The organism is uncultured Parasphingorhabdus sp., from assembly GCF_963975735.1.
Lineage (GTDB): Bacteria > Pseudomonadota > Alphaproteobacteria > Sphingomonadales > Sphingomonadaceae > Parasphingorhabdus.
Window position 1 is genome coordinate 250935 of the sequence record NZ_CAXBIA010000002.1, and the last position, 19338, is coordinate 270272.

A 19338-nucleotide genomic window follows, 5' to 3' on the forward strand; every position below is an offset into this window, starting at 1 on the left:
CGGATAGCGTCGAGACATGTTGCAACGCTGATCCGGTAAGTGCGAGGTCGGGGCATGCCCAAATCGTTCCAGTCCGATGATACCACATTGCTTAGCGCGCTTGAAAGCCGTGGCCCGATGAATATGGAGCGAGCTCTGCAAGTGATGGACTTGCACGATCTGGACGGGCTGGTTGTTGGAGCGCCGGAGAACGTTTTTCACGTGACCGGACATTGGCCACAAATTGCGCGAACGCGCATCGGTCAGCCTCCGGGCACATTCGCATTGATAACCCGTCAGATGATCGAGCAGATTGGTCTGGTAACCAGCAGTTTCCTCTATTTCTACGCGTGGTCTGACGGACGCGCGCGGGACGACGTGCAGGCGTGGTTATATAATGGCTTGGGCGATGAGGGTGATTTCAGTCCTGCGCCCAGATTCGATTTTTGCGTTGACCAGAAAGCTGTGCCGCTGAGTTCGATCGAGAGCCACCGGCGGTCAGCGCTTGATGCAGAATTGGCAGGCCGCCAAACCTTCAACGATTCCGGTGCCGCGCTGGTTCGCGCGATGCAGGACATGGGGCTCTGGAAGGGCCGGGTCGGTTTTGATGATAGGGTAATCCAAGAGGTGGCAGAGCGTCACGATATTCCGGGCGATCTGGTCCAGGCGGACAATATCCTGCGGGAAATCCGCCTGATAAAATCTCCGCTCGAAATCGCCCTTATGGGCCGGGCGGCCGAGGCCAATGTGCTTGCTCTTAATGCGGTCGGTGCAGCTGTACGCGCTGGAGCAACCCATCGGGATCTTCAGGCTCTGTATCTTGCAGAGACGGCAGAGAGAGGAAATAAGGCTGTCTTTCTGAACGTCGACCGGGTCTCCTCCGACTTGTCTCAGGAAACTATCCGGGACGGCCAAGCTTTGTTCCTCGACGGCGTCAGCCATTTTATGAACTATCATGGTGATTATGCCCGGACTGTCTTCGTCGGTGAACCGACCGCCACCGCGCGCCGTGCTGCAGAGGCGGCCGCATTCGGCTGGTCGGCCATCCGCGAGCAATTGCGCCCCGGACTTCGCTATTCCGAGATTGTGGCTTTGGGCCAGGAAGCCGTCACCAAAAAGGGTTTCGGGGTAACCATTGGCTTTGGTCCGCATAGTGTAGGACTGGCCCATACCGACGAGCCCGGAGAACTGGTTGGCGGTTTTTACCGTAAGCCGGATATCATTCTCGAGCCGGGTATGATCCTCAGCGTTGATTGCCCCGTGCTCGATACGGGCATTGGCGGTTCCGCCCATTGCGAAGACTTGATGCTGATCACAGCGGACGGTGCCGATCCCATTCATTCCCTACACGAACCGGTGATAATCATATGAAAAGACATTTTATTCTATCCGCTACAATCGCGCAGCCGGAGCTTAACAATCCCGCCTGGGCGAGCAGCATTTTGAAAGCGGCTGAAACTGCCGGACTGGATCTTGCGGTGCTCGGTACTCTCGACTCTTTGCCTTTTGATGCGATGGTCATCGCCGCATGGGCTGCGCCGATAACCGAGCGGATCGGGCTGGTTCCGTGTGTATCTACCGCTGTTGCGCATCCGTTTCACGCAGCGCGGTCGCTGTCGGCTATCGACTTTCTGTCCTCCGGACGCGCCGCCTGGAACCCGGTTACCGGAGCGGACCACAGCAACTCGGTCACCGAGGATATGATAGCTGCGGCGCGCAGCTTATGGGATGGCTGGGCTAGCGACGCCCTAATCATCGACAAGGAAAGCGGCCGTTATCTGGATTCCTCCAAGGTTCGGCTCAGCAACTACGATGGTCCGCACTTCAAGGTTCGCGGGCCATTGAACGCTGCGCGTCCGCTGCAAGGGCACCCGTTGCTGATCGGTGACGTCAATTCACCATTTGATGTCGTCGGCACAGATCTAATGATTATCGATGAAGGGCAGGTGGCTATCGGCGAAACAAATTGTCTCCGGCGTATCGGCGACAATCCCGATATCGCATCCCTCATGGCCGAGTTCGAAGCCGGTGACATCGCCGGCGTGCATTGGAATATCGCTGAGCCAGAGCAGAATATGCCGGCTATCGAAGCGTTCGGCACCGCGGTGTCAGCCCTTAGGCAGACTGCGCAACCCGGAGCTACATTGCGCGAGAGGCTCTGCCTCACCCTCGCTGACCAACTGATTTCCGAAGGAGCATTCGCATGAGCAAGCAGATACATTTATGGGCGTTTCTTCAAGGTATCGGCCACTATCCCAGCGGCTGGCGCCATGCCGACGCTAGACCCAATGACGTGTTCAGCATGGACTATTACAAATCCGTCGGGCAGCTAGCCGAACGCGGACGTTTTGATTCCATTGTATTTGGTGATCAGCTGCAATCGCGCGGTGCGAATGGCCACACGCCAGAGCGGGTAGCAATTCCAACACTTGATCCGATTGCCCTTTTGGCTGCGATGGGAGCGGTTACCGATCATATCGGATTGGTCGCCACTGTATCGACCACCTATTTCGAACCAGCTGCAGTCGCGGAACGTTTTGCAACGCTGGACCGGATCACCGGCGGGCGTGCGGGCTGGAATATCGTCACCACCGCGCATCCCGCCTCGGCCTGGAATTTCGGGCAGGACGAAATGCCGGAAAAGGCTTCGCGCTATGCTCGTGCACATGAATTTGTCAATGCGGCCTGCGCGCTTTGGGATAGTGCAGACGCGGACGGAAATGCCGTACCGGTGCAATATCGCGGAAAACATATTACGATGGATGCTGCGATGCCCGGTCCCGTGCTGCCACAAGGCCGGCCAATTTTGGTGCAGGCGGGACAGTCTCCGGACGGCCGCGCCTTCGCGGCCGCGACGGCAGAGGCGATTTTCTGCCCTGCTCCGACCAAGGAAGACGGCATTGCTTTCCGCAATGACATGCACGAACGCATTGCCGCGGCCGGACGCGATCCGGAAGCTGTCAAAATCATGCCTGGCCTTTCGTTCATTCTGGCGGATACAGAAGAAGCGGCGATTGCCAAAGACGAGGCGATCCTCGATTTGGCAGATGAAGCATTGTGCATTGAATATCTGGGAGAATCGATTGGCTTCTGGCTAGGCGGACACGATCCGAAAGAGCCGATCCCGTTTGACGACATTCTGGCCGGAACGGAATTTCCGGTCGCCGACATCACCCGGATGCTCGAGAAACCGGCAGCGAGCGGCATTGCGCTTGGGGAATTTGCATCTAATCACGTGCGCACGCCGCGAGGCCACACCGTGTTTCGCGGTACGCCGCAGCAGCTGGCTGACAGGATGATCGACTGGATCGATTCGGGTGCCTGTGATGGCTTTACCCTGCAACCGGCCTACATGCCCGGCGAGCTGGAGATTTTCGTCGACGAGGTTGTACCCTTGCTTCAGAAAGCTGGCCGCTTGCGGCTTGAATATCCCGGACCGACCCTGCGCGATACGATGGGAATTGCAGCGTGAAGGTGCTGCGCCGAATCGGTGTTGCGATAGCCCTGATACTATTCGTGGTTGGTGGACTGGTTCTATCGATGCGGTCAGGATCGTGGAACACCGACAGAGAAGAAGTCACAGCAAAATGGGCCCAGGCCCCGTCTAAATTTGTCACCATCGACGATGTGCCGATCCATTATCGCGATGAGGGTGAAGGCCCTGTGGTCGTTCTGCTGCACGGCAGTATTTTGAACCTGCACGAATGGGATGACGTAGCCGAACGGCTCAAGGTCAGATATCGTGTGATCCGGTTTGACTGGGCACCCTATGGTCTTTCCGGTCCGGATCCGAAGGGGGTCTACACGACCGCCCGCGCGGCCGAATTGATGAACGGCCTGCTGCAAGAGCTGGGCATCGAAAAATTTGCCTTGGCTGCCACCTCGAACGGGGCGAATGTGGCGCTGGAATATAACCGGCAATATCCCGGAAATGCGACCGTGATGGCTTTTTCCGTCCTGCCTCTCGAGCGACCGAGCCAGGATCGCAAAATTGATTGGCGGTTGCGGGTGATGCTGCCGTTCCATAAATATCTGGTGCCGGACTGGCATCCGCATCTGTTTTACCGGCTGATTCTGGAAGATACGACGCCGAACAGTTTCGAGCCGACTGCGGCGATGGTCGATCAAATGTATGATCTGAACAATCTTCCGGGGGCTGTAACGCGCCAGAAAGCCTATATCGATTCCAATACTAAGCTGTTCAAGACGATGGATGTGGCGGCGATTGCCGAAACCGTGACCGTCCCTGTGCTGCTGCAATGGTGTGCCTATGACACAGTGATTTCCCAGAGCGCACAGCAGTCGGTTGAGCGGTTCACCAATACCAAGGTCGATCTGATCGAATATGACGATCTTGGCCACTTCCCGATGTGGGAAGATCCCGACCGCTTTACCGCGGACATGATAGCATTTCTCGATCGCGAACTGCCAATCGAGGCAGTTGAATAAGATCGACTATTTGCGTTCTGGCGCGCCCCAAACGCGCCAGAACGCAATTTTAGTTTCGGTAGGTTTCAGCCTCGCGTGACAGTCCTGCAATCGGGTCTGCCGCCATTTCAGGATCAGCTTCAGCCAGCATAGCTCGCCAGTCTTCCGGCATGTCCGAATAGCGGTCGACTTTCTCGCCGACGCTGCGCAATGTCTGGGTTCCTGCCCCGGTCGGCATTTTGAGCCAGCGGGCATAGTCGGTAACATCGCCACCATAGGCTACGGCACTGGCGAAATTCACATCGGGATCGAGCGCCTCGCTCTCAGGGCTGCTGATGATGCTCATGTCATTAAGGACACGGGTGCTCTGGCCCGGCGTTTCCACGATGGCTCGGCTATGGGTTTGAAAGCTGACCGTATTGCCGACCCGATAGAAAACCTCCGGTACATGCTCCAGCGAGAATGTTGATCCGCCGATCTTCTCGGGTAGTTCCAGCGTATTGTTCGTGTCATATTTGATATGGGTGGGACCAACCGGCGCAAATGGCAGGTCGATCATCTCTCCGGTAATCGGGTTCAGCAGCGTGTCTGACCGCTTTCCGCTGCCGAGCGGAGACCGGAAGCCGAGCTCATATTGTACCACGTCCAATGTGCCGTCTGAATTCGGGGTCACCAGGATGATCGCGCCGAAAACCAGTTCGCAAATCGGGATGAGATTGGCGCCCTGCTGCGCATAGTTGCGCCCGCGGAAATACCAGAAGACCGGTCCTGCATCGGTGCGCAACCGCATCCGGCGCATGAGGGCAACTCTGCTAGCGGTATCCGTCGGCAGGCCCTTCTCGCGCAAAAGCTGGTTCGGCATCGGTGGCTCGGCTATCGTCATGGCAGCACCGGCGCTGCTTGCCAAGCTTCCCGCTATGCCGAGTGAAATGCCGCCTGCCAGCATGGTTCGGCGGCTAAGCAGTGCGCATTCGTCGTTGGGGTCAAACATGGCGATTGTTCCTCTCCGGATGGACTATTAATCTTTCATATCGCTAACGTTCCGCCTCTCGGGTCGACCGGATAAGCTCAATTATATCCGCTGGTCGGACAGCGGGCGCTGCCAGGTCAATCGAGCCGGGGGGATGCTCTAGGCTTCTCCCGATCAAAAGAATGGAGAGGCAGATGCCAGCTTGGTTTGTGATTAACGCCTATGTTCACGACCGCGAGCCTTTCGTGAACATTTATTCTCCGGCAACGGCAAAGCTCGCCGAAGAAATGGGCGGCAAATATATCGTCAGGGGACGCGCTGGACAGGTACTGGAAGGTAGTGCCAAGGATGGGGCGGGCGCCATAGTGATCGAATGGCCTGATCGTGAGGCCGCACTGAAATTCTGGAATTCTCCGGAATATGCCGAAGTCAAGAAACTGCGCGATGGACTGGCTGACGTGACGGTCACGCTCGTCGACGGATAGACCGGATATAAGGAGCCTCTGCCGATGAAATTGATTGTCGCCCTTGTCGCTTTGCTAATGGTGGCGCCGCAACCTGCGCTCGCATCGGAGCCGTCGGCGACTGTTGGCCAGGTCCGTGAGTTGACACCGATGGCGGTCTGGCCGGAGGGAGTGCCGTCTATGAAGGGCTGGCCCGGCCTGGCTGAAGTTCCGGTGCAGGAAGAACTGCGCGAAAATGGCGAGCAGGTTTGGAATGTCACCGAACCGACAATCCAGGCTTTTCTGCCAGACCCCGACAAGGCCAACGGAATGGCCGTCGTTATTGCTCCTGGCGGCGGGTTCCGATTGCTTGCGATACATCATGAAGGAACGCGTGTCGCGCGCTGGTTGGCCGATCGTGGCGTTGCTGCGTTCGTTCTTAAATATCGGCTGATCCAGACGCCACCCGGCGAAACCAACGAACAGATGCGGCAGCGCGTCCAGGCCACTTTGGCGCCGGGTGTCGGTGGTATACCGGGTGTCGAGGATGCAAGGCAAGCCCTGCGGTTAGTGCGCGTCAATGCAGCGCGCTGGCATATCGATCCAACGAAAATCGGTGTGGCCGGCTTCTCCGCTGGCGGACATGTCGCAGCCATGACGATGTTCGGGCCTAAGGCGGAACGCCCGGCTTTTGCGGGACTGATTTACGGCATGCCGTTTGGCGAATCCGGGCCTGAAATCCCCTTGGCCAATCTGCCTTATCCGGAAGGCACGCCAAGCGAGCCGTGGCTGCAGCCTCCGGCCACTCCGGCTCCTGACCGTTTGCCTCCGATGTTTCTGGCGATGGCGCAGGACGATCTTGCGGTCGGCGTCGGATTTCGGGCATTTTATGACCGGTTGTTTGCAGCCGGCTACCGTCCCGAAACACATTTATACTCCAGAGGCGCGCATGCTTTCGGCATGGTTCGGCACAATATCACCGCCGACCTATGGACGGAACAGTTTCTCGCATGGGCAGAAATGGTCACGGTCGAGGAGCAGTAACCGCATCCGGTGTTTCGCCGCTATCAATCGGCGGAATTATCGCTGGCGGTTTCAAGATAATCGATCAACTGCTGGCGCTTCGTGGCATCGGGCACGCCACCGAAGGCCATGATCGTGCCCGGCACGGTGGAGGATGGGCTGGCAAGAAACCTGTCCAGTGCTTCTCTTGACCAGGTAAGGTCGGATCCGCTCAGGGCCTTGCTATAATTATATCCGTCAAGAGAACCGGCCTTGCGGCCTACAACGGCGTGCAGATTCGGGCCTGTCTTGGTTGCGCCGCCGGCATCAATGGAGTGGCAGGCAGAGCATTGCATGAAAAGGATTTTACCGGGGTCCGCTTTCGGGGTCCGAGCAACCGTTTCGGTTTTTGCGTCACCGGCGGCGGGGCTGTCCGATTGCGCGCTGCAGGCACCAAGAACCATGCAAATAGCCGTCGCGAGGACCGTTTTGGAAGCAATTGCCATACTGAACTATCCCTATATTTCTCAAACAAACCCAAGCGGTGGCAGCCAGGCGATCTTGCTGGTGGACATCCACCCGTGAAGTGGTTGGCCCATTTACCGGATTTGCGCCGGCAGCATATATTTATCTTCAGATTATGTCCGAGTGGCGGACAGCTTCTGTGGAAATCGGCTGTCCTGTTATCCCGAGCGCTAGATTGATCCGCTGCGCAATGTTTGTGCATCAGAAAAATTTCGATCCGCATGGTCGCGCTGACATTCTTTGGATGAAGTATGCAAAGATATCCGGCAGGAAAGAAATGGCAGAATATTGGAGGCCCCATGACCGATAAGCGTAAACTGAAAAATCTATCCAATTTGTCGCTGGCTATCACCAGACGCGCTGCGCTGGCGGGGATCGGAACGATGGCGACGGCTGCAATCGCTCATAACAGCCCTCTGCCTAAAACGGCGGCTCCCTCTGCCAATTTCGTGCTGGTGTCCGAAGACGGTCGGGAAATAACGATTTTCGATTGGGCGCCTCGTCTCTGTGCGGTTGGCACGATTGTCTTTTCTCATGGCTCCGGGTCCTCGCCGGATAAATATGCACGCATGATTGAGCCGTGGGTGGCGCAAGGTTGGCGGGTCCTGGCTCCGCTGCATGTCGATTCCCGCGAGCATCCGGACAATGCAAATTACAAGGGTCTGGCCAGTTGGAAGGCGCGGATCGAAGATATGCGCATTTTGTCCGCTTATCTCGGTGACGCGCATTATGTGGCCGCAGGGCATAGCTATGGCGGTCTGGTCGCACTGACTTTGGGTGGAGCCCAAGCAATCGCGCCGGAAGGCATTTCCGGGGCGCTCGGGGATGAGAAGGTTCAGGCAGTTGTTGCCTTCTCACCGCCCGCTCCCATCCCGGTGTTGGTGACTAGCGAAGGCTATGGAGCAGTTTCCGTACCCGCGTTCATCCAGACCGGGACGTTGGACTTCGTACCGGGCATTACTGCCGACATCGATGATGGCTGGAAGGGGCATCTTGCGCCATTTGATGCTGCGGCAGAAGGCGGTCATCGCTATGGTCTGGTGCTGGAAGGCGTGAACCATTATTTCGGAGGCGCGATCTGCGATTTCAATCAACCGGGCCCGCCGCAGCTTCCCCAGCTCGATGTAGCTGTCAGCCTGTCGAGTCTGTTTCTGCGCGGCTTCGGGCTCGATCAGGATAGTGCACTGAAAGAGCTGGATTCGCGAATTTCCAGTGAATTGCCCGTCCGCCTGCTCTACAAATAACGTGGATTCTATTGCTCGGCGATCTCTTCGATCGTCTTGCGATAGCCCTGTTCGCTTTCCTGCGCGACCGCTTCATTGGCTTCCTTGCGCATCAGCGAATACATTCGCGCAAGCAGGTCCTGACGCCGGGCTTCGCGTTCTTCGAGCGCTTCCTGGTCCAGCTTCAGATCCTCGATGCCGGCCGCCAAATCGATCCCGTTGGATTTGGCTACGCGCTCTGCAGAGTCCAGCCGGTCTCTCACGACGCACAGGTCGCCAGCCAGCACCATGATCATCGACATCACCTGATCCATGCCTGGCGTGTCATAAAATTGTGGTCGTTTGCCGCGCGCGTCACGGATTACATGGGGGCGGTCATCCTGCATATATTCGCTGCTCATGCCGCCATCTCCTGCTCTATTGCTTTCTCGGCGATCAAAACTTCCCAGCCGCCACCGGGGGCATATTCACCCGCCGTAAATTCGCGATCCGCAACTTCTCCGGCGCTTTTCTCGTCATAGCCATCCGATCCGGCGGCAAATTCCATTACCGCCATCGGAGCAGTATCAAATTTGATCGCCTCGGCGTTGAAACCGGCGTGTTTCGCCAAGGCAACCTGATCCATCTCGCGCATCGCGCCCCAGAATGGCTCGTTATTATACCAGGTTTCATTGTCGAGGATGAACTGGGTGAACGGATCCATCAAATCGAAGGGCGGCAGATCGGCATGGATCATCATACCGCCCGGTGACAGCAGACGATGGCATTCCTTGAAAATACGCGGCATTGCCTTGCCGCTGGTTTCGTGCAGCAGGATATGGCTGACCACAAGGTCGAAATAGCCATCTGGGAAGCTGGTTTCCTCTGCGTTCATCTGGGCAAAATTGACTTCATACCCCTTGGCTGCTGCGCGGGCGTGAGCATAGCGGATTACCGGACGACCAACATCAATGCCCCAGACTTCGGCATCCGGGAAATATTCCTTGAACGGCAGGGTCGCATGACCGACGGTGCAGCCCATGTCCAGAATCCGCATTGGCTTGAAGTCCGCCTTGTTGCGGCGCAGATAGTTGCAGACCGAGCGGCCCATATCGTCATTGTCCGGCCCCATATATCCCATTGCATAGAGATAAACGCCCCGATCATATAGCGCACCGGCGGTAATATCCTGCTCGGCGACTTCGCTGGTATAGCCACCGGGCATGCAGTGAATGTCGAGAGCGGTAATATAGCGCGGCGGAACAAAATCTTCAGGGATATCGAGTTTCGCTTTGCTCGATGCCGACAGCTCTTTCGCGGTTTCGAGCAGTTCAGGCAGTTGCCGGTCGATCGAGACATTGACCGATTCCCACAATATTTCCTGTGCGATGCGATTGGCGGAGGCATAATGCTGAAAATAGAGATTTTTTACCATTGCCGAACGAATGTCGCGCCGGTCGGCAGGCTCGCGGCCATGCTCTTTGATAAACGCGGGCTTCACCTGGTCCTCATATATCGGGGTCAGGCCCGGCAGCAGTGTAGACTGGATGAACCCCTTGAAACTCTTTGTGAATTCTTCGCGAGCGGCTTCGTCGTGTGTGGCCTGCGGCAAGGCCGCATGGCTGGCTTGTTGGAATATATTCAGCATCATTGGCTCCATTGCGCTATGGTCAGCATTTCATATGTCTATGCTAGTTCACCAAGCTACGGGCTACAAGTCGATCAGCCATCTATCCGGCAGGCGAACAGCTAGGGCATTTTGGTGCCGCGGCTTCCCCGAATAGAGAACAAGTGTCATCATATAGAATGCATTCATCCTAATTGCTGGAGACGAAAATGGACAAATTCAACCTCAGTCGCCGTGAAAGTCTGGGCCTTGCCGCTCTCGTAACCGGCATGGCAGCCGTTCCAACTGTTGCCAATGCCCACAAAAAAGAGCCTGCGGTCGATTTTATCACGGAGATCGATTTTAAAAATCCCAAATGGAACCGGGACGTCTATGCGCGGATTGACGGTGATATCGATCCTACCAAAGAAAAATGCGGCTGGATCAAGGGCAAAGCCATGGGCGTGCGCCCGAATGAAAAAGTCCGCACGTTGTTTGGTGTCGAAGGTTTCAGTTTTGTCAGGATGAAAAAGCTGGAAGACGGCAGCTATCGCCGGATGCTCCGCGAAATCGTTTTCTACACCGATCTGGAAACCGGTGAAATTTTGAGCGAATGGCACAACCCCTATTCGGACGAGATGGTGAAGGTCGTGCCCATTGCAAACGATCCTTTCAACTTTACGATCAGCGAGTTTCTGCCTGAAGGTCCGTCCTATGGCGGGTTGAACAAGGATTTGCGTGAACCCAAGCCGTTTTTGCAGGACTGGGAATACGGGCCGGAAGGCAAGATGATTCTGAATAACGGCATCGATCTTGTATATCCGAACGCGTTGCAACCGAACAAATGGCCGCGTGAGTCTTCCGGCACGATGAACCGGGTTTCGGAACATTTTATCTATGTCGTCGACAAAGCGGATGTCGAGAATCCTGAACTGACCCATATACCGCATATCGGGTCGTGGTCGCGTATCACACCGTGGTTGCCATGGATGTTAATGGGACAGGCAGAGGGCCATGTCAGCTATTTCACGCATTTCCAGACCATCCCCGAAGGTGTCAGCGGTCTTCCCGCACATCTGGTGAAGGCTGCACGGGCTATGGATGAAAAGTGGCTGAGCGCTCCGACGGAAGATTATGGTCCGTCGCTTTCCAGTCTTGAACATTATGCGCGGGAACAGACACCTGCCCCCGTGCCAGAAGGCTGGGAACCGCCCAAAGCGCCAGAAGCACCAGCTGGCTTTCCGCCCAGGAAAGGTTAAGCCAGCTTGGCCATGCTTCCCGCGGGCGTTGATACCCGGAACGTATCCCTAGCAAACCAGATAGGTTATGGCGCAGGGCAGGTTGCGGGACAGGTGTTCCGCGACCTGCCTTCGTTGCTATTGCTGTTCTTCATGACAACCGTACTCGGCATCGCGCCCGATGTGGCTGGCGTGACGATTTTCGTACCCAAGCTGCTATTCGGTACGATATTTGACGTTTCTGTCGGCATTTTATCCGATCGCCTGCGACGAAAAATAGCAAGGCGCTGGTGGCTTGTTGCGGGAGCACTGCTGTCACCGTTGGCAATGATATTGTTGTTCCACGTTCCAGAGGGGACGCAGACTGTTAAACTTGCCTATGTTGCGGGTACGTTCAGTCTTTACATGGCTGTATTTGCAAGTTTCTCAGTTCCCTATCTGGCAATGGCCGGCGATCTGACCTCCAATCCGTCGCAGCGCAATGTGGTGATGGCCTGGCGTCTGGTTTTTACCGCCGTCGGTGTGCTGGTGGCGGGCGCGCTGGCCCCTGCAATTATAGAAATGCAGGGAGGCGGGCAGTCTGCCTATGAAGATATGGCTCTGGTATTGGCGGCAATCTGTCCGATATCGCTGCTGATCGCGTTTTTCTCTTCGGCCGGAACATCGAGAGCCGCAGCGGCGTCTGCACGGCCGGCCTTAGCCGAGCGGCTGTCTCCCAAGCAGGCTTTCTCCATTTTGCTTGCTCCTCGATTCTCGGTCTTGCTGCTGGCAAACTTGCTGCAACTAACCGGAGCCGGAATGGCCTACGCCTCGCTGCTCTATTTTCTGACCTATAATATGGAGCGTGCGGATGCGTTTCAGTTAATTGGTGTCGTTGTGATCATGGCCTGCTTGGGCATCATTCTGGCGCAGCCTCTGTGGGTCAGGCTGGCCGGTTTGATGGGCAAGCGCAGAGCCTATATCGCGGCGACCATTCTTTATATGCTGACTTACGTAATATGGGCTTTCGCGGCATCATGGGGCGCAATCGCCGCCTTTATCCTTTCCTTTGTCGCTGCTGTCGGCAATTCGGGCTGGACGATGCTGGGCTTCTCCATGATGTCGGATATTGCCTCCGAAGACGAAGAGCATGCGGGTCTCTATTCAGCGGCTTGGATCGCGACAGATAAAATCGCCTTCGCGCTCGGCGGCACCTTGCTGGTCGGTCTGACTCTGGCAACATTTGGGTTTGATTCCGCCAAGGCGGTCGCGGGTCTGCCGCAATCCGAAAATGCCAAGATGGGTATAATTGTGGCGTTCGCAGTCATTCCGGTGACGCTGAATATCATCGGCGCATCCATTCTCGGCCGATGGGGACGGGTCGGCAACAAGGAACCCGACTAAGTCTGAATCGCCGCCGGCTTATAGGTCCAAAGCGCCCGGGTTCATCAATCCTTGAGGATCAAGCTCGTGCTTCACAGCCTTCACCAGACTTAGCGCCTGCGCATCAAGGCGTTTCTGATACGGGTATGCCCGGCCAATCTGGAAATGGGCGGCACCGAAATTCTGGAACAGTGCGATGATTGCCTCTTTCAAGACATTGGCATATTCGCGCGCTTCTGGGTTATCCTGGAAATCGGGGATGCTGCTCAGGTGATCTGCACCGAGGGTCTGTCGATGGTAACTGCTGCGCTGGCAGGGCCAGTAAAGGGCGACTTCGTAGAGGAAGCCAGCGGGACCAGCAGGCGAGAACATCGTGCCTAGCCAGACACCCAGGCGGCCCATTTCCGCTTGCTGTTCTTTTACCAGCGCGTGGAAAGCAGCGTTGAATGCGACGACCGCATCATGATTTAATACACCATGGACGGGCACCCAGCGCTCTCCACCGGGCCCGAGAATATTGGTTAGCGGAGCAAATGGCATGGCCCGCACGAATGTCGGCATGCTGTTGGCAATTTCCCGTCCAATGTCTGCGAGCAGATGGCGTAGTCGCCTTGCCTTGGCAGCGGCGTCGGCCGGATCAAAGCCTTCCACTATGAAATGGCACATAAAGGCGCCGGAGCGCATCGGGTCTTCGCCAGCGACGGCCATACGCATCAACTGGGCGAGCCCCTGCAATTTGCGCGGCGCCTTGCGCATCACCTCCGCAGCGATCTTCATACGCGCTGCAACACCTTCCTGTCGGCCGATCTGTCCTTGCGACAAAGCAAGGTCGAGCCCGAAGTGGGAATCGTCCAGCCGTTCCGCTTGGGCAATCCGCACAGCAGCATGATAGGATTCGAAGTCATCGAACGCAAAGCTCAAAGGCTCGCAATGGTCGAGCGTTCTGATCAGGGGCAGGGTAATCGCGGTCTTCAGACCGAACGCACCGCAATCTCCGGTAAAGAGGCCGGTCAGGTCCGGGCCGTAAAAGCGTGTCGATTTGGCGGCACTGGTGGTGATCAATTCTCCGCTCGCAAGCACCACGTCCATCGAAAGAGCGGATTGCGCGGAAACACCGTGCGCACCGCTGCCATGGCTGACGGTGTTCTGGCTCATGCTTCCGCCGACCGTGGCGGCAAGGCCGGAAAAGGGACCCCAGAAAGGAGTTCGCAATTTTTGCGCGTCCAGTGCTTCTTTTAATTTTGCCCAACTGGTCCCGGCGCCGACAGTCACCAAAAGATTGGCGGCATCGATTTTGATGTCATCGAGCGCGCCAAGATCGAACAGCACATGGCCACCAGCCGCGTAGAGATAACCATCTGTATAGGAGGCGCCACCGCCCCGCGGAACCATCGCCACGCCCGCTGCAGCGCAGAGTCGCACGGCTTCCTGTACCTGCTCGGTCGACGCGGGTTGTGCAACTGCCAGCGGTTGCCCGCCGGACCGGTAAACGTCATTGCAAAAATATTGAAGATCATCTGCACCAGTGATCAGCCCTTGTTTACCCAGCAGATTTTCCAGCCGCTCGATCAAGTCTGCTTGTTTTTTACTGCCGGTCATCGGGTCAAAAGCTCCATGTTTAGATTGCTGGATGCGGGGCGACGGTTCCACGGGAAACGGGTCCGTAGGCTTTATCCGGTGGTCGGTCAGCGCTCCGCCGTTTTGCCCGATCCATGCTTACCTGTCCACGCTCGATGAAATGACCGCCCGGCGTGTCCGCTGGTCGGTCGAAGTCTTACTGGGCTTGCCACAGGTGGCACCGATAGCGCATTTGTTTCGTATGATTTCACAAGATAACGGATTTGAGGAAGCGGTCGGCATTGTTGCTGATGTCGACGCCAGCGCCAGTCGCATTGCAGCGGCAACCGGTTTCGTCGAGATATATCGGGGGGACGTCGCCGGTGCCGCGTTGGAACTGCTGGGTATGAGTGATTCGCCGAAAGTGCAGGAACTGCTGTTATCGCATCCGACGGTCCCGCGCGGCCGCATTCGTTTGCTGTCGCTTGAAAGGGAGCCAGCGGGAGTGATGCGCGATGGTGCCCAGGCATGGGACACCGGAGCGCTGTTCGATGTCAATCTGCGCGCGCTGGAATCCATCGACAAACTTCACGCGGCAATGGGGCGAAACGGCTTTCTCTCGCCGGCCCCGATCACCAGCTTTGACTTCGACCCCGTTTCGGTGCGCGAGGTCCTGGATCGCGATGGTGACGGACTGTGCTTTGCCTTGATGGAACGGGTGAAGCCGCCGCTGACAGGGTTCGAACATGTCAGCGGACCGGCATCCTGGGTTTTTAATGCCACCCAGATTGTCTCCGATTTTTCCGCAGCCCGCCGTTTTTATGCCGAGCAGCTGGGATGGAAGGTCGTTCAGGAAGCCAGCTGGACGCATGCCGACGGTAGCAATTGCATGGGTCTGCCCGTCGGTCTGGCACCAGGGATATTGGTGACGGTCGGCGTCTATCAAGCACAGGGTCGGATGGAAGGCTCGGTCGAAATCATCCAGTTCGATTGCGACGGTCTGGATTTTTCTACTGATACCCCGCCACAGCGCGGCTGGGGAGCGTTGCGCTTTCCCGTTTCAAACCTCTCCGATTTCAAGACTCGTGCCGAGAATGGCGGGTGTAAAATCATCGGGCCCGTGGAGATCAACTGGGCACCACACGGAGAGTGTACGGCTGTGGCTGCCATAACGCCTTGGGGCGTCAGACTCGAAGCCTTTGAGCGTCAAGCGACCACTTAACGCTAGGTACCGCTCTGTCCCTGAAGCTTTTGCAGGAAGCCGATGGTCTCTTCCTCGCTGACTACATCTGCATATTTGGCATTCATGTCGAACAGATTGGCGTCATGGGGTGCATCATGACGGTCGCCGCAGGCATCGGCGACAACTGCGGTGCGAAAGCCGTGCGACATAGCATCGACGCAGCTTGCCCTGACACAGCCGCTGGTGGTCAGGCCGGTCAGAAGAACGCTATCGATGCCCATCGCGGTTAGGGTCGAGGCAAGAGAGGTCCCGAAGAAGGCACTGGGATATTGTTTTGTAATAACCAACTCGTCATCATGCGGTTCCAGTCCATCGGCGAAGGCCCCCATCGGATTGCCTTCGATGAAATAGCGCAAAGGGGCCGCTTTTTCAAAAAAACGGCCGCCGTCTATCGCGCTCGGGTGATAGGATACACCGGTCAGGATCACCGGTATTTTGGCCGCCCGGGCTGCTTCGCGTATCCGCAGGGCGGAAGCCAACGCATCTTCAACGCCGGAATAAAGATCGCAATCGGGGTCGAAATAGCCCTGGCAAAAGTCGATCATGATCAGGGCGGGCCGCTCACCAAAACCGACTTTTGTATTATAGGCACGGCGGTAATTTTCGAGCAGGTCTTCTTCGCTCATCGCGCAGTCTCCGTTTCATAGAGCCAAGGCTGGTCTTGGCGTTGCCAAGTCTCAAACTCATTTATATCATCCGCTTTTTGGTTCAATATCTGGGCGGTTTCATCCCAGCCATTGATCAGCGCCAGCTTGCGTTCCGGCGGGATATCAAAATCGAAAATACCATGATCGCCAGCGACAACCTTCTGGTTTTCAAGGTCGATAGTCAATGCCAGTCCGGCTTTCGCAAGCGGCATCAGATCGCGCACGATATTGTCCGGCAGAATGATCGGCAATATGCCATTTCGCAAGCAATTGGCTTGGAATATTTCGCCGAAACTGGGGGCAATGATGCTGCGGATGCCGAAGCCAAGCAGGGCCCAGACCGCCTGTTCACGGCTTGATCCCGATCCGAAATTCGCGCCCGCCAAGATTATCGGAGCCTCGCAGAAAGGTTCGCGGTTAAGGATAAATTCGGGGTCAGGCAGGCCGTCGCTTCCGAAGCGCCGGTCGTGAAACGCATATTGACCCAGTCCTTCGCGTGCCGTGATCAGCAGAAAGCGGGCCGGGAAAATTATATCGGTATCGATATTATCCTGTTCCAGCGGCGCAGCTGTCCCGGACAGGGTTTCGAATGGCTGCGGTTTCATTGCCCCAATTTCCTTACGTCGGTTAAGTAACCGGTAACAGCGGCTGCAGCAGCCATGGCCGGGCTCATCAAATGGGTACGACCACCCGCGCCCTGACGGCCTTCGAAATTGCGGTTGGATGTACTTGCGCAGCGGTCTCCCGATTGCAGACGGTCATCGTTCATCGCCACGCACATCGAGCAGCCCGGTTTTCGCCATTCAAACCCGGCTTCCAGGAAAATCCGGTCCAGTCCTTCGGCTTCTGCCTGGATAAGCGTTGCTCCCGATCCGGGAACGACGATTGCTGTAACGCCGGGAGAAACCGAGCGGCCTTTGGCAACGGCCGCGGCGGCACGTAGATCTTCGATCCGTCCATTGGTGCAAGAGCCGACAAAGACGTGGCTTATCGTTGTGCCTTCGATCGGTTTTCCTGGTTCCAGGCCCATATATTCCAGCGCCGATTGCGCTTGTGCACGCAACGATTTATCGCTGATTGTCGCAGGATCGGGAGTCGCTTGAGCAATCGAGACAGCCTGATCAGGATTGGTGCCCCATGTTACTTGCGGCTCAATCGCGCCCAGATCGAGTTTGATCCGTTTGTCATATCGCGCGCCGTCATCCGTTGCCAGATCCAGCCAATAAGCCGCCGCGCGTTCCCATGCTGCCCCTTTCGGTGCAAGGCGACGACCCTTGACGAAAGCAAGCGTGGTTTCATCGGGTGCAACCAGACCGATTCGGCTGCCGGCCTCGATCGTCAGATTACAGAGCGTCATTCGCTCGGCCATCGACATGGCTGAAACCGCCGGTCCGGCATATTCCACCGCATAGCCAGCAGCACCGTTGGTACCAATGCGGGCAATCAGCGCCAGCGCGATATCCTTTGCCGTGACATATACGCCAGGCATTCCGGAAAGATCGACCAGCATCGTCCGCGCTTTCTTCTGGCGCAGGCACTGGGTGGCCATGACCGTTCCGCATTCGCTGGCGCCGATGCCAAAGGCGAGGGCACCAAAGGCGCCATGCGTGGTCGTGTGACTGTCGCCACAGACCATGGTCGTGCCGGGCAGGGTGAAACCGCTTTCCGGGCCAATAACATGGACGATCCCCTGATCCGCGCTTTGCAATGCCGCATAGGGCATATCGAATTCAGCGACATTGCGCTCCAGTTCCGCAACTTGCGCCCGGGCGAGCGGATCCTCGATCGCTTCCTCGCGGTTGCGGGTGGGAACCGCATGGTCGGCAACGGCATAATGGGTGAGCGGACGACGCAATTGCCGGCCCGACGCGCGGAGAGATGCAAAGGCTTGCGGGCTCGAGACTTCATGCACCAGATGGCGGTCAATATATATCAGCGCTTCGCCATCGGCCAGGTCGCTGACCCGGTGGTTGTCCCACAATTTTTCATAGAGGGTCCGGGCGCCTGCGCCGTTCATGCTTTCCACTATCTTTTGCAAATCATGGTTTCGCGGTTTCGGGATCATCGTCGGAAATAACACCTGCCTCGACATAGGCTGCGATCAGTTGAGCAAAACGATCAGGCGATTCGAGCGGCGGATAGTGACCGACATCGGGCATGATTACCCGTGATATCTGCGCCGACCCGAGATAACCGGTGATCGCATCCGCAGCGCTCTCAGGTAGCAACGGATCTGCGCCACCCCAGATCAGAAACGTCGGCGCAGTGATTTTCTGCATTTCGATTTTTGCCTGAACGCCGTCACCGATTCGCGCGACCAAAGCGATAGGATGCTTTTCCGCGGTCCGGCGGTTGAAGTCATAATATTCCTTGCGCGTCTGTTCGCTTATCCGGTCTGGATCACCGGCGAAAAATGACAGATATTCGTTCCAGAAACTCATATCCGAATAGCCGGTTTCGCGGGATTTCTTGGTTGCGCTCACGAAGCTTTCGGGCATCACCAGATGGCTTGTGTCGACCGGATCCGAAGGCGTGTTGGAAATGATCAGCCGTTCGACCAGATCGGGACGCTTGGCTGCCAGATACATGCCCATTGTGCCGCCGCTGGACACGCCGACGAAGGTGAGTTTTTTGACGCCAAGCCTTTCGGCCAACTGCTCCGCGATCTCTACCGGTTGCACATTGGCGGCGGCTTCATCGGAAACGCGACCGGAAAGGCCGTAGCCCGGAATATCGAAGCGGATGATCCGGTAATCGGGTTTCAGAATTTCGGTGATACGATCCCATGTCCGCGTAGAACTGACCGAGCCATGGACCATGAACAATACCGGTCCGCTGCCCTCGTCCTTATAATGGACTTCGACGCCACCAATCTCCATGTAGCGGCTTTCCTCGTCAGCATAAAGCTTCCGCAATTCTTCGATAGTGAGGCGCGGCCGAGCTTCCTGTGATGCTGCCGCAGTGCTCGCAGATGCGGCTGGCTGGGCCGATTGGGCCGCAGAACAAGCGGGTAGGCCGACAAGTATAGCCACCGTGGAACAGGCCAAAGTCATCTTCAGGGACCATCGAATATTGGGCATTGCGCTTTTCTCCATTGAATGTCTTCGGACGGCGAGTTCTTCATATAATCTGTCCC

19 protein-coding genes are annotated in these 19338 nt (G+C 56.8%); 10 read left to right on the forward strand and 9 right to left on the reverse strand.

The genetic code is table 11. The annotated features are described in order from the left end of the window. The first annotated feature begins 54 nt into the window (after nucleotides 1-54). The 4 genes from AACZ86_RS04800 to AACZ86_RS04815 are packed head-to-tail and all read left to right on the forward strand — an operon-like array spanning nucleotide 55 to nucleotide 4428. The gene (locus AACZ86_RS04800) at nucleotides 55-1350 is read left to right on the forward strand and encodes a M24 family metallopeptidase (RefSeq protein ID WP_339689828.1); all 1296 of its coding nucleotides are present in this window, start codon (nucleotides 55-57) and stop codon (nucleotides 1348-1350) included. After that, the gene (locus tag AACZ86_RS04805) at nucleotides 1347-2186 is read left to right on the forward strand and encodes an LLM class flavin-dependent oxidoreductase (protein WP_339689831.1); all 840 of its coding nucleotides are present in this window, start codon (nucleotides 1347-1349) and stop codon (nucleotides 2184-2186) included. Before AACZ86_RS04800 ends, AACZ86_RS04805 begins: the two co-directional genes overlap by 4 nt. Next, complete coding sequence (locus AACZ86_RS04810) at nucleotides 2183-3451, forward strand: NtaA/DmoA family FMN-dependent monooxygenase (protein WP_339689833.1); 1269 nt, start codon at nucleotides 2183-2185, stop codon at nucleotides 3449-3451. The genes AACZ86_RS04805 and AACZ86_RS04810 overlap by 4 nt, the downstream gene beginning before the upstream one ends. After that, complete coding sequence (locus AACZ86_RS04815; protein WP_339689834.1) at nucleotides 3448-4428, forward strand: alpha/beta hydrolase; 981 nt, start codon at nucleotides 3448-3450, stop codon at nucleotides 4426-4428. Before AACZ86_RS04810 ends, AACZ86_RS04815 begins: the two co-directional genes overlap by 4 nt. Nucleotides 4429-4477: 49 nt before the next feature. Here AACZ86_RS04815 and AACZ86_RS04820 read toward each other — a convergent pair whose 3' ends face one another. Further along, nucleotides 4478-5398 (reverse strand): hypothetical protein, encoded by a 921-nt coding sequence (locus AACZ86_RS04820; RefSeq protein WP_339689836.1) that lies wholly within the window; start codon nucleotides 5396-5398, stop codon nucleotides 4478-4480. Nucleotides 5399-5571: 173 nt separating this feature from the next. Here AACZ86_RS04820 and AACZ86_RS04825 point away from each other — a divergent pair, with 173 nt between their 5' ends. Together AACZ86_RS04825 and AACZ86_RS04830 are read left to right on the forward strand one after the other, a co-directional pair. Continuing rightward, nucleotides 5572-5862, forward strand: coding sequence for a DUF1330 domain-containing protein (locus AACZ86_RS04825; RefSeq protein ID WP_339689838.1), 291 nt, complete (start codon nucleotides 5572-5574; stop codon nucleotides 5860-5862). A gap of 24 nt (nucleotides 5863-5886) precedes the next feature. Beyond that, nucleotides 5887-6864 carry an alpha/beta hydrolase gene (locus tag AACZ86_RS04830; RefSeq protein ID WP_339689840.1) on the forward strand — a complete coding sequence of 326 codons (978 nt, stop codon included), beginning with the start codon at nucleotides 5887-5889 and terminating at the stop codon, nucleotides 6862-6864. 23 nt (nucleotides 6865-6887) lie between these two features. Here AACZ86_RS04830 and AACZ86_RS04835 read toward each other — a convergent pair whose 3' ends face one another. After that, a complete protein-coding gene (locus AACZ86_RS04835; protein ID WP_339689841.1) occupies nucleotides 6888-7328 on the reverse strand; it encodes a c-type cytochrome in 441 nt (146 codons plus the stop codon). Nucleotides 7329-7646: 318 nt separating this feature from the next. Between AACZ86_RS04835 and AACZ86_RS04840 the strand changes: the two genes are divergently transcribed. Beyond that, nucleotides 7647-8591: an alpha/beta fold hydrolase gene (locus AACZ86_RS04840; RefSeq protein ID WP_339689842.1), complete on the forward strand. Its 945-nt coding sequence runs from the start codon at nucleotides 7647-7649 to the stop codon at nucleotides 8589-8591. An 8-nt stretch (nucleotides 8592-8599) separates the two neighbouring features. Here AACZ86_RS04840 and AACZ86_RS04845 read toward each other — a convergent pair whose 3' ends face one another. Together AACZ86_RS04845 and AACZ86_RS04850 are read right to left on the reverse strand one after the other, a co-directional pair. Then, nucleotides 8600-8971, reverse strand: a complete 372-nt coding sequence (locus tag AACZ86_RS04845) for a hypothetical protein (protein WP_339689845.1) — start codon at nucleotides 8969-8971, stop codon at nucleotides 8600-8602. Next, entirely contained in the window at nucleotides 8968-10197 is a 1230-nt protein-coding gene (locus AACZ86_RS04850; RefSeq protein WP_339689847.1) for a class I SAM-dependent methyltransferase, read from the reverse strand. Before AACZ86_RS04850 ends, AACZ86_RS04845 begins: the two co-directional genes overlap by 4 nt. 188 nt (nucleotides 10198-10385) lie before the next feature. On the opposite strand from AACZ86_RS04850, the gene AACZ86_RS04855 reads away from it, so the two are divergent. After that, a complete protein-coding gene (locus AACZ86_RS04855; RefSeq protein WP_339689849.1) occupies nucleotides 10386-11414 on the forward strand; it encodes a DUF1838 family protein in 1029 nt (342 codons plus the stop codon). Between the two features lie 12 nt (nucleotides 11415-11426). Beyond that, nucleotides 11427-12776: an MFS transporter gene (locus AACZ86_RS04860; protein WP_339690247.1), complete on the forward strand. Its 1350-nt coding sequence runs from the start codon at nucleotides 11427-11429 to the stop codon at nucleotides 12774-12776. An 18-nt stretch (nucleotides 12777-12794) separates the two neighbouring features. Here the strand turns inward: AACZ86_RS04860 and AACZ86_RS04865 are convergent, their stop codons facing one another. Next, entirely contained in the window at nucleotides 12795-14354 is a 1560-nt protein-coding gene (locus AACZ86_RS04865; RefSeq protein ID WP_339689851.1) for an FAD-binding oxidoreductase, read from the reverse strand. Between the two features lie 139 nt (nucleotides 14355-14493). Between AACZ86_RS04865 and AACZ86_RS04870 the strand changes: the two genes are divergently transcribed. Further along, nucleotides 14494-15534, forward strand: a complete 1041-nt coding sequence (locus AACZ86_RS04870; RefSeq protein WP_339689853.1) for a hypothetical protein — start codon at nucleotides 14494-14496, stop codon at nucleotides 15532-15534. Nucleotides 15535-15536: 2 nt separating this feature from the next. On the opposite strand, the gene AACZ86_RS04875 is transcribed toward AACZ86_RS04870, so the two are convergent. From AACZ86_RS04875 to AACZ86_RS04890, 4 genes are read right to left on the reverse strand one after another with little or no spacing between them, the layout of a single operon-like run. Beyond that, nucleotides 15537-16181, reverse strand: a complete 645-nt coding sequence (locus tag AACZ86_RS04875) for an isochorismatase family protein (protein ID WP_339689854.1) — start codon at nucleotides 16179-16181, stop codon at nucleotides 15537-15539. Continuing rightward, nucleotides 16178-16807, reverse strand: a complete 630-nt coding sequence (gene leuD, locus AACZ86_RS04880) for a 3-isopropylmalate dehydratase small subunit (RefSeq protein ID WP_339689855.1) — start codon at nucleotides 16805-16807, stop codon at nucleotides 16178-16180. The genes AACZ86_RS04875 and leuD overlap by 4 nt, the downstream gene beginning before the upstream one ends. Then, nucleotides 16804-18219 carry a 3-isopropylmalate dehydratase large subunit gene (gene leuC / locus AACZ86_RS04885; protein WP_339689856.1) on the reverse strand — a complete coding sequence of 472 codons (1416 nt, stop codon included), beginning with the start codon at nucleotides 18217-18219 and terminating at the stop codon, nucleotides 16804-16806. Before leuC ends, leuD begins: the two co-directional genes overlap by 4 nt. Nucleotides 18220-18241: 22 nt before the next feature. After that, on the reverse strand, nucleotides 18242-19282 hold the full coding sequence (locus tag AACZ86_RS04890; protein WP_339689858.1) for an alpha/beta hydrolase: 1041 nt from the start codon (nucleotides 19280-19282) through the stop codon (nucleotides 18242-18244). Nucleotides 19283-19338 lie beyond the last annotated feature (56 nt).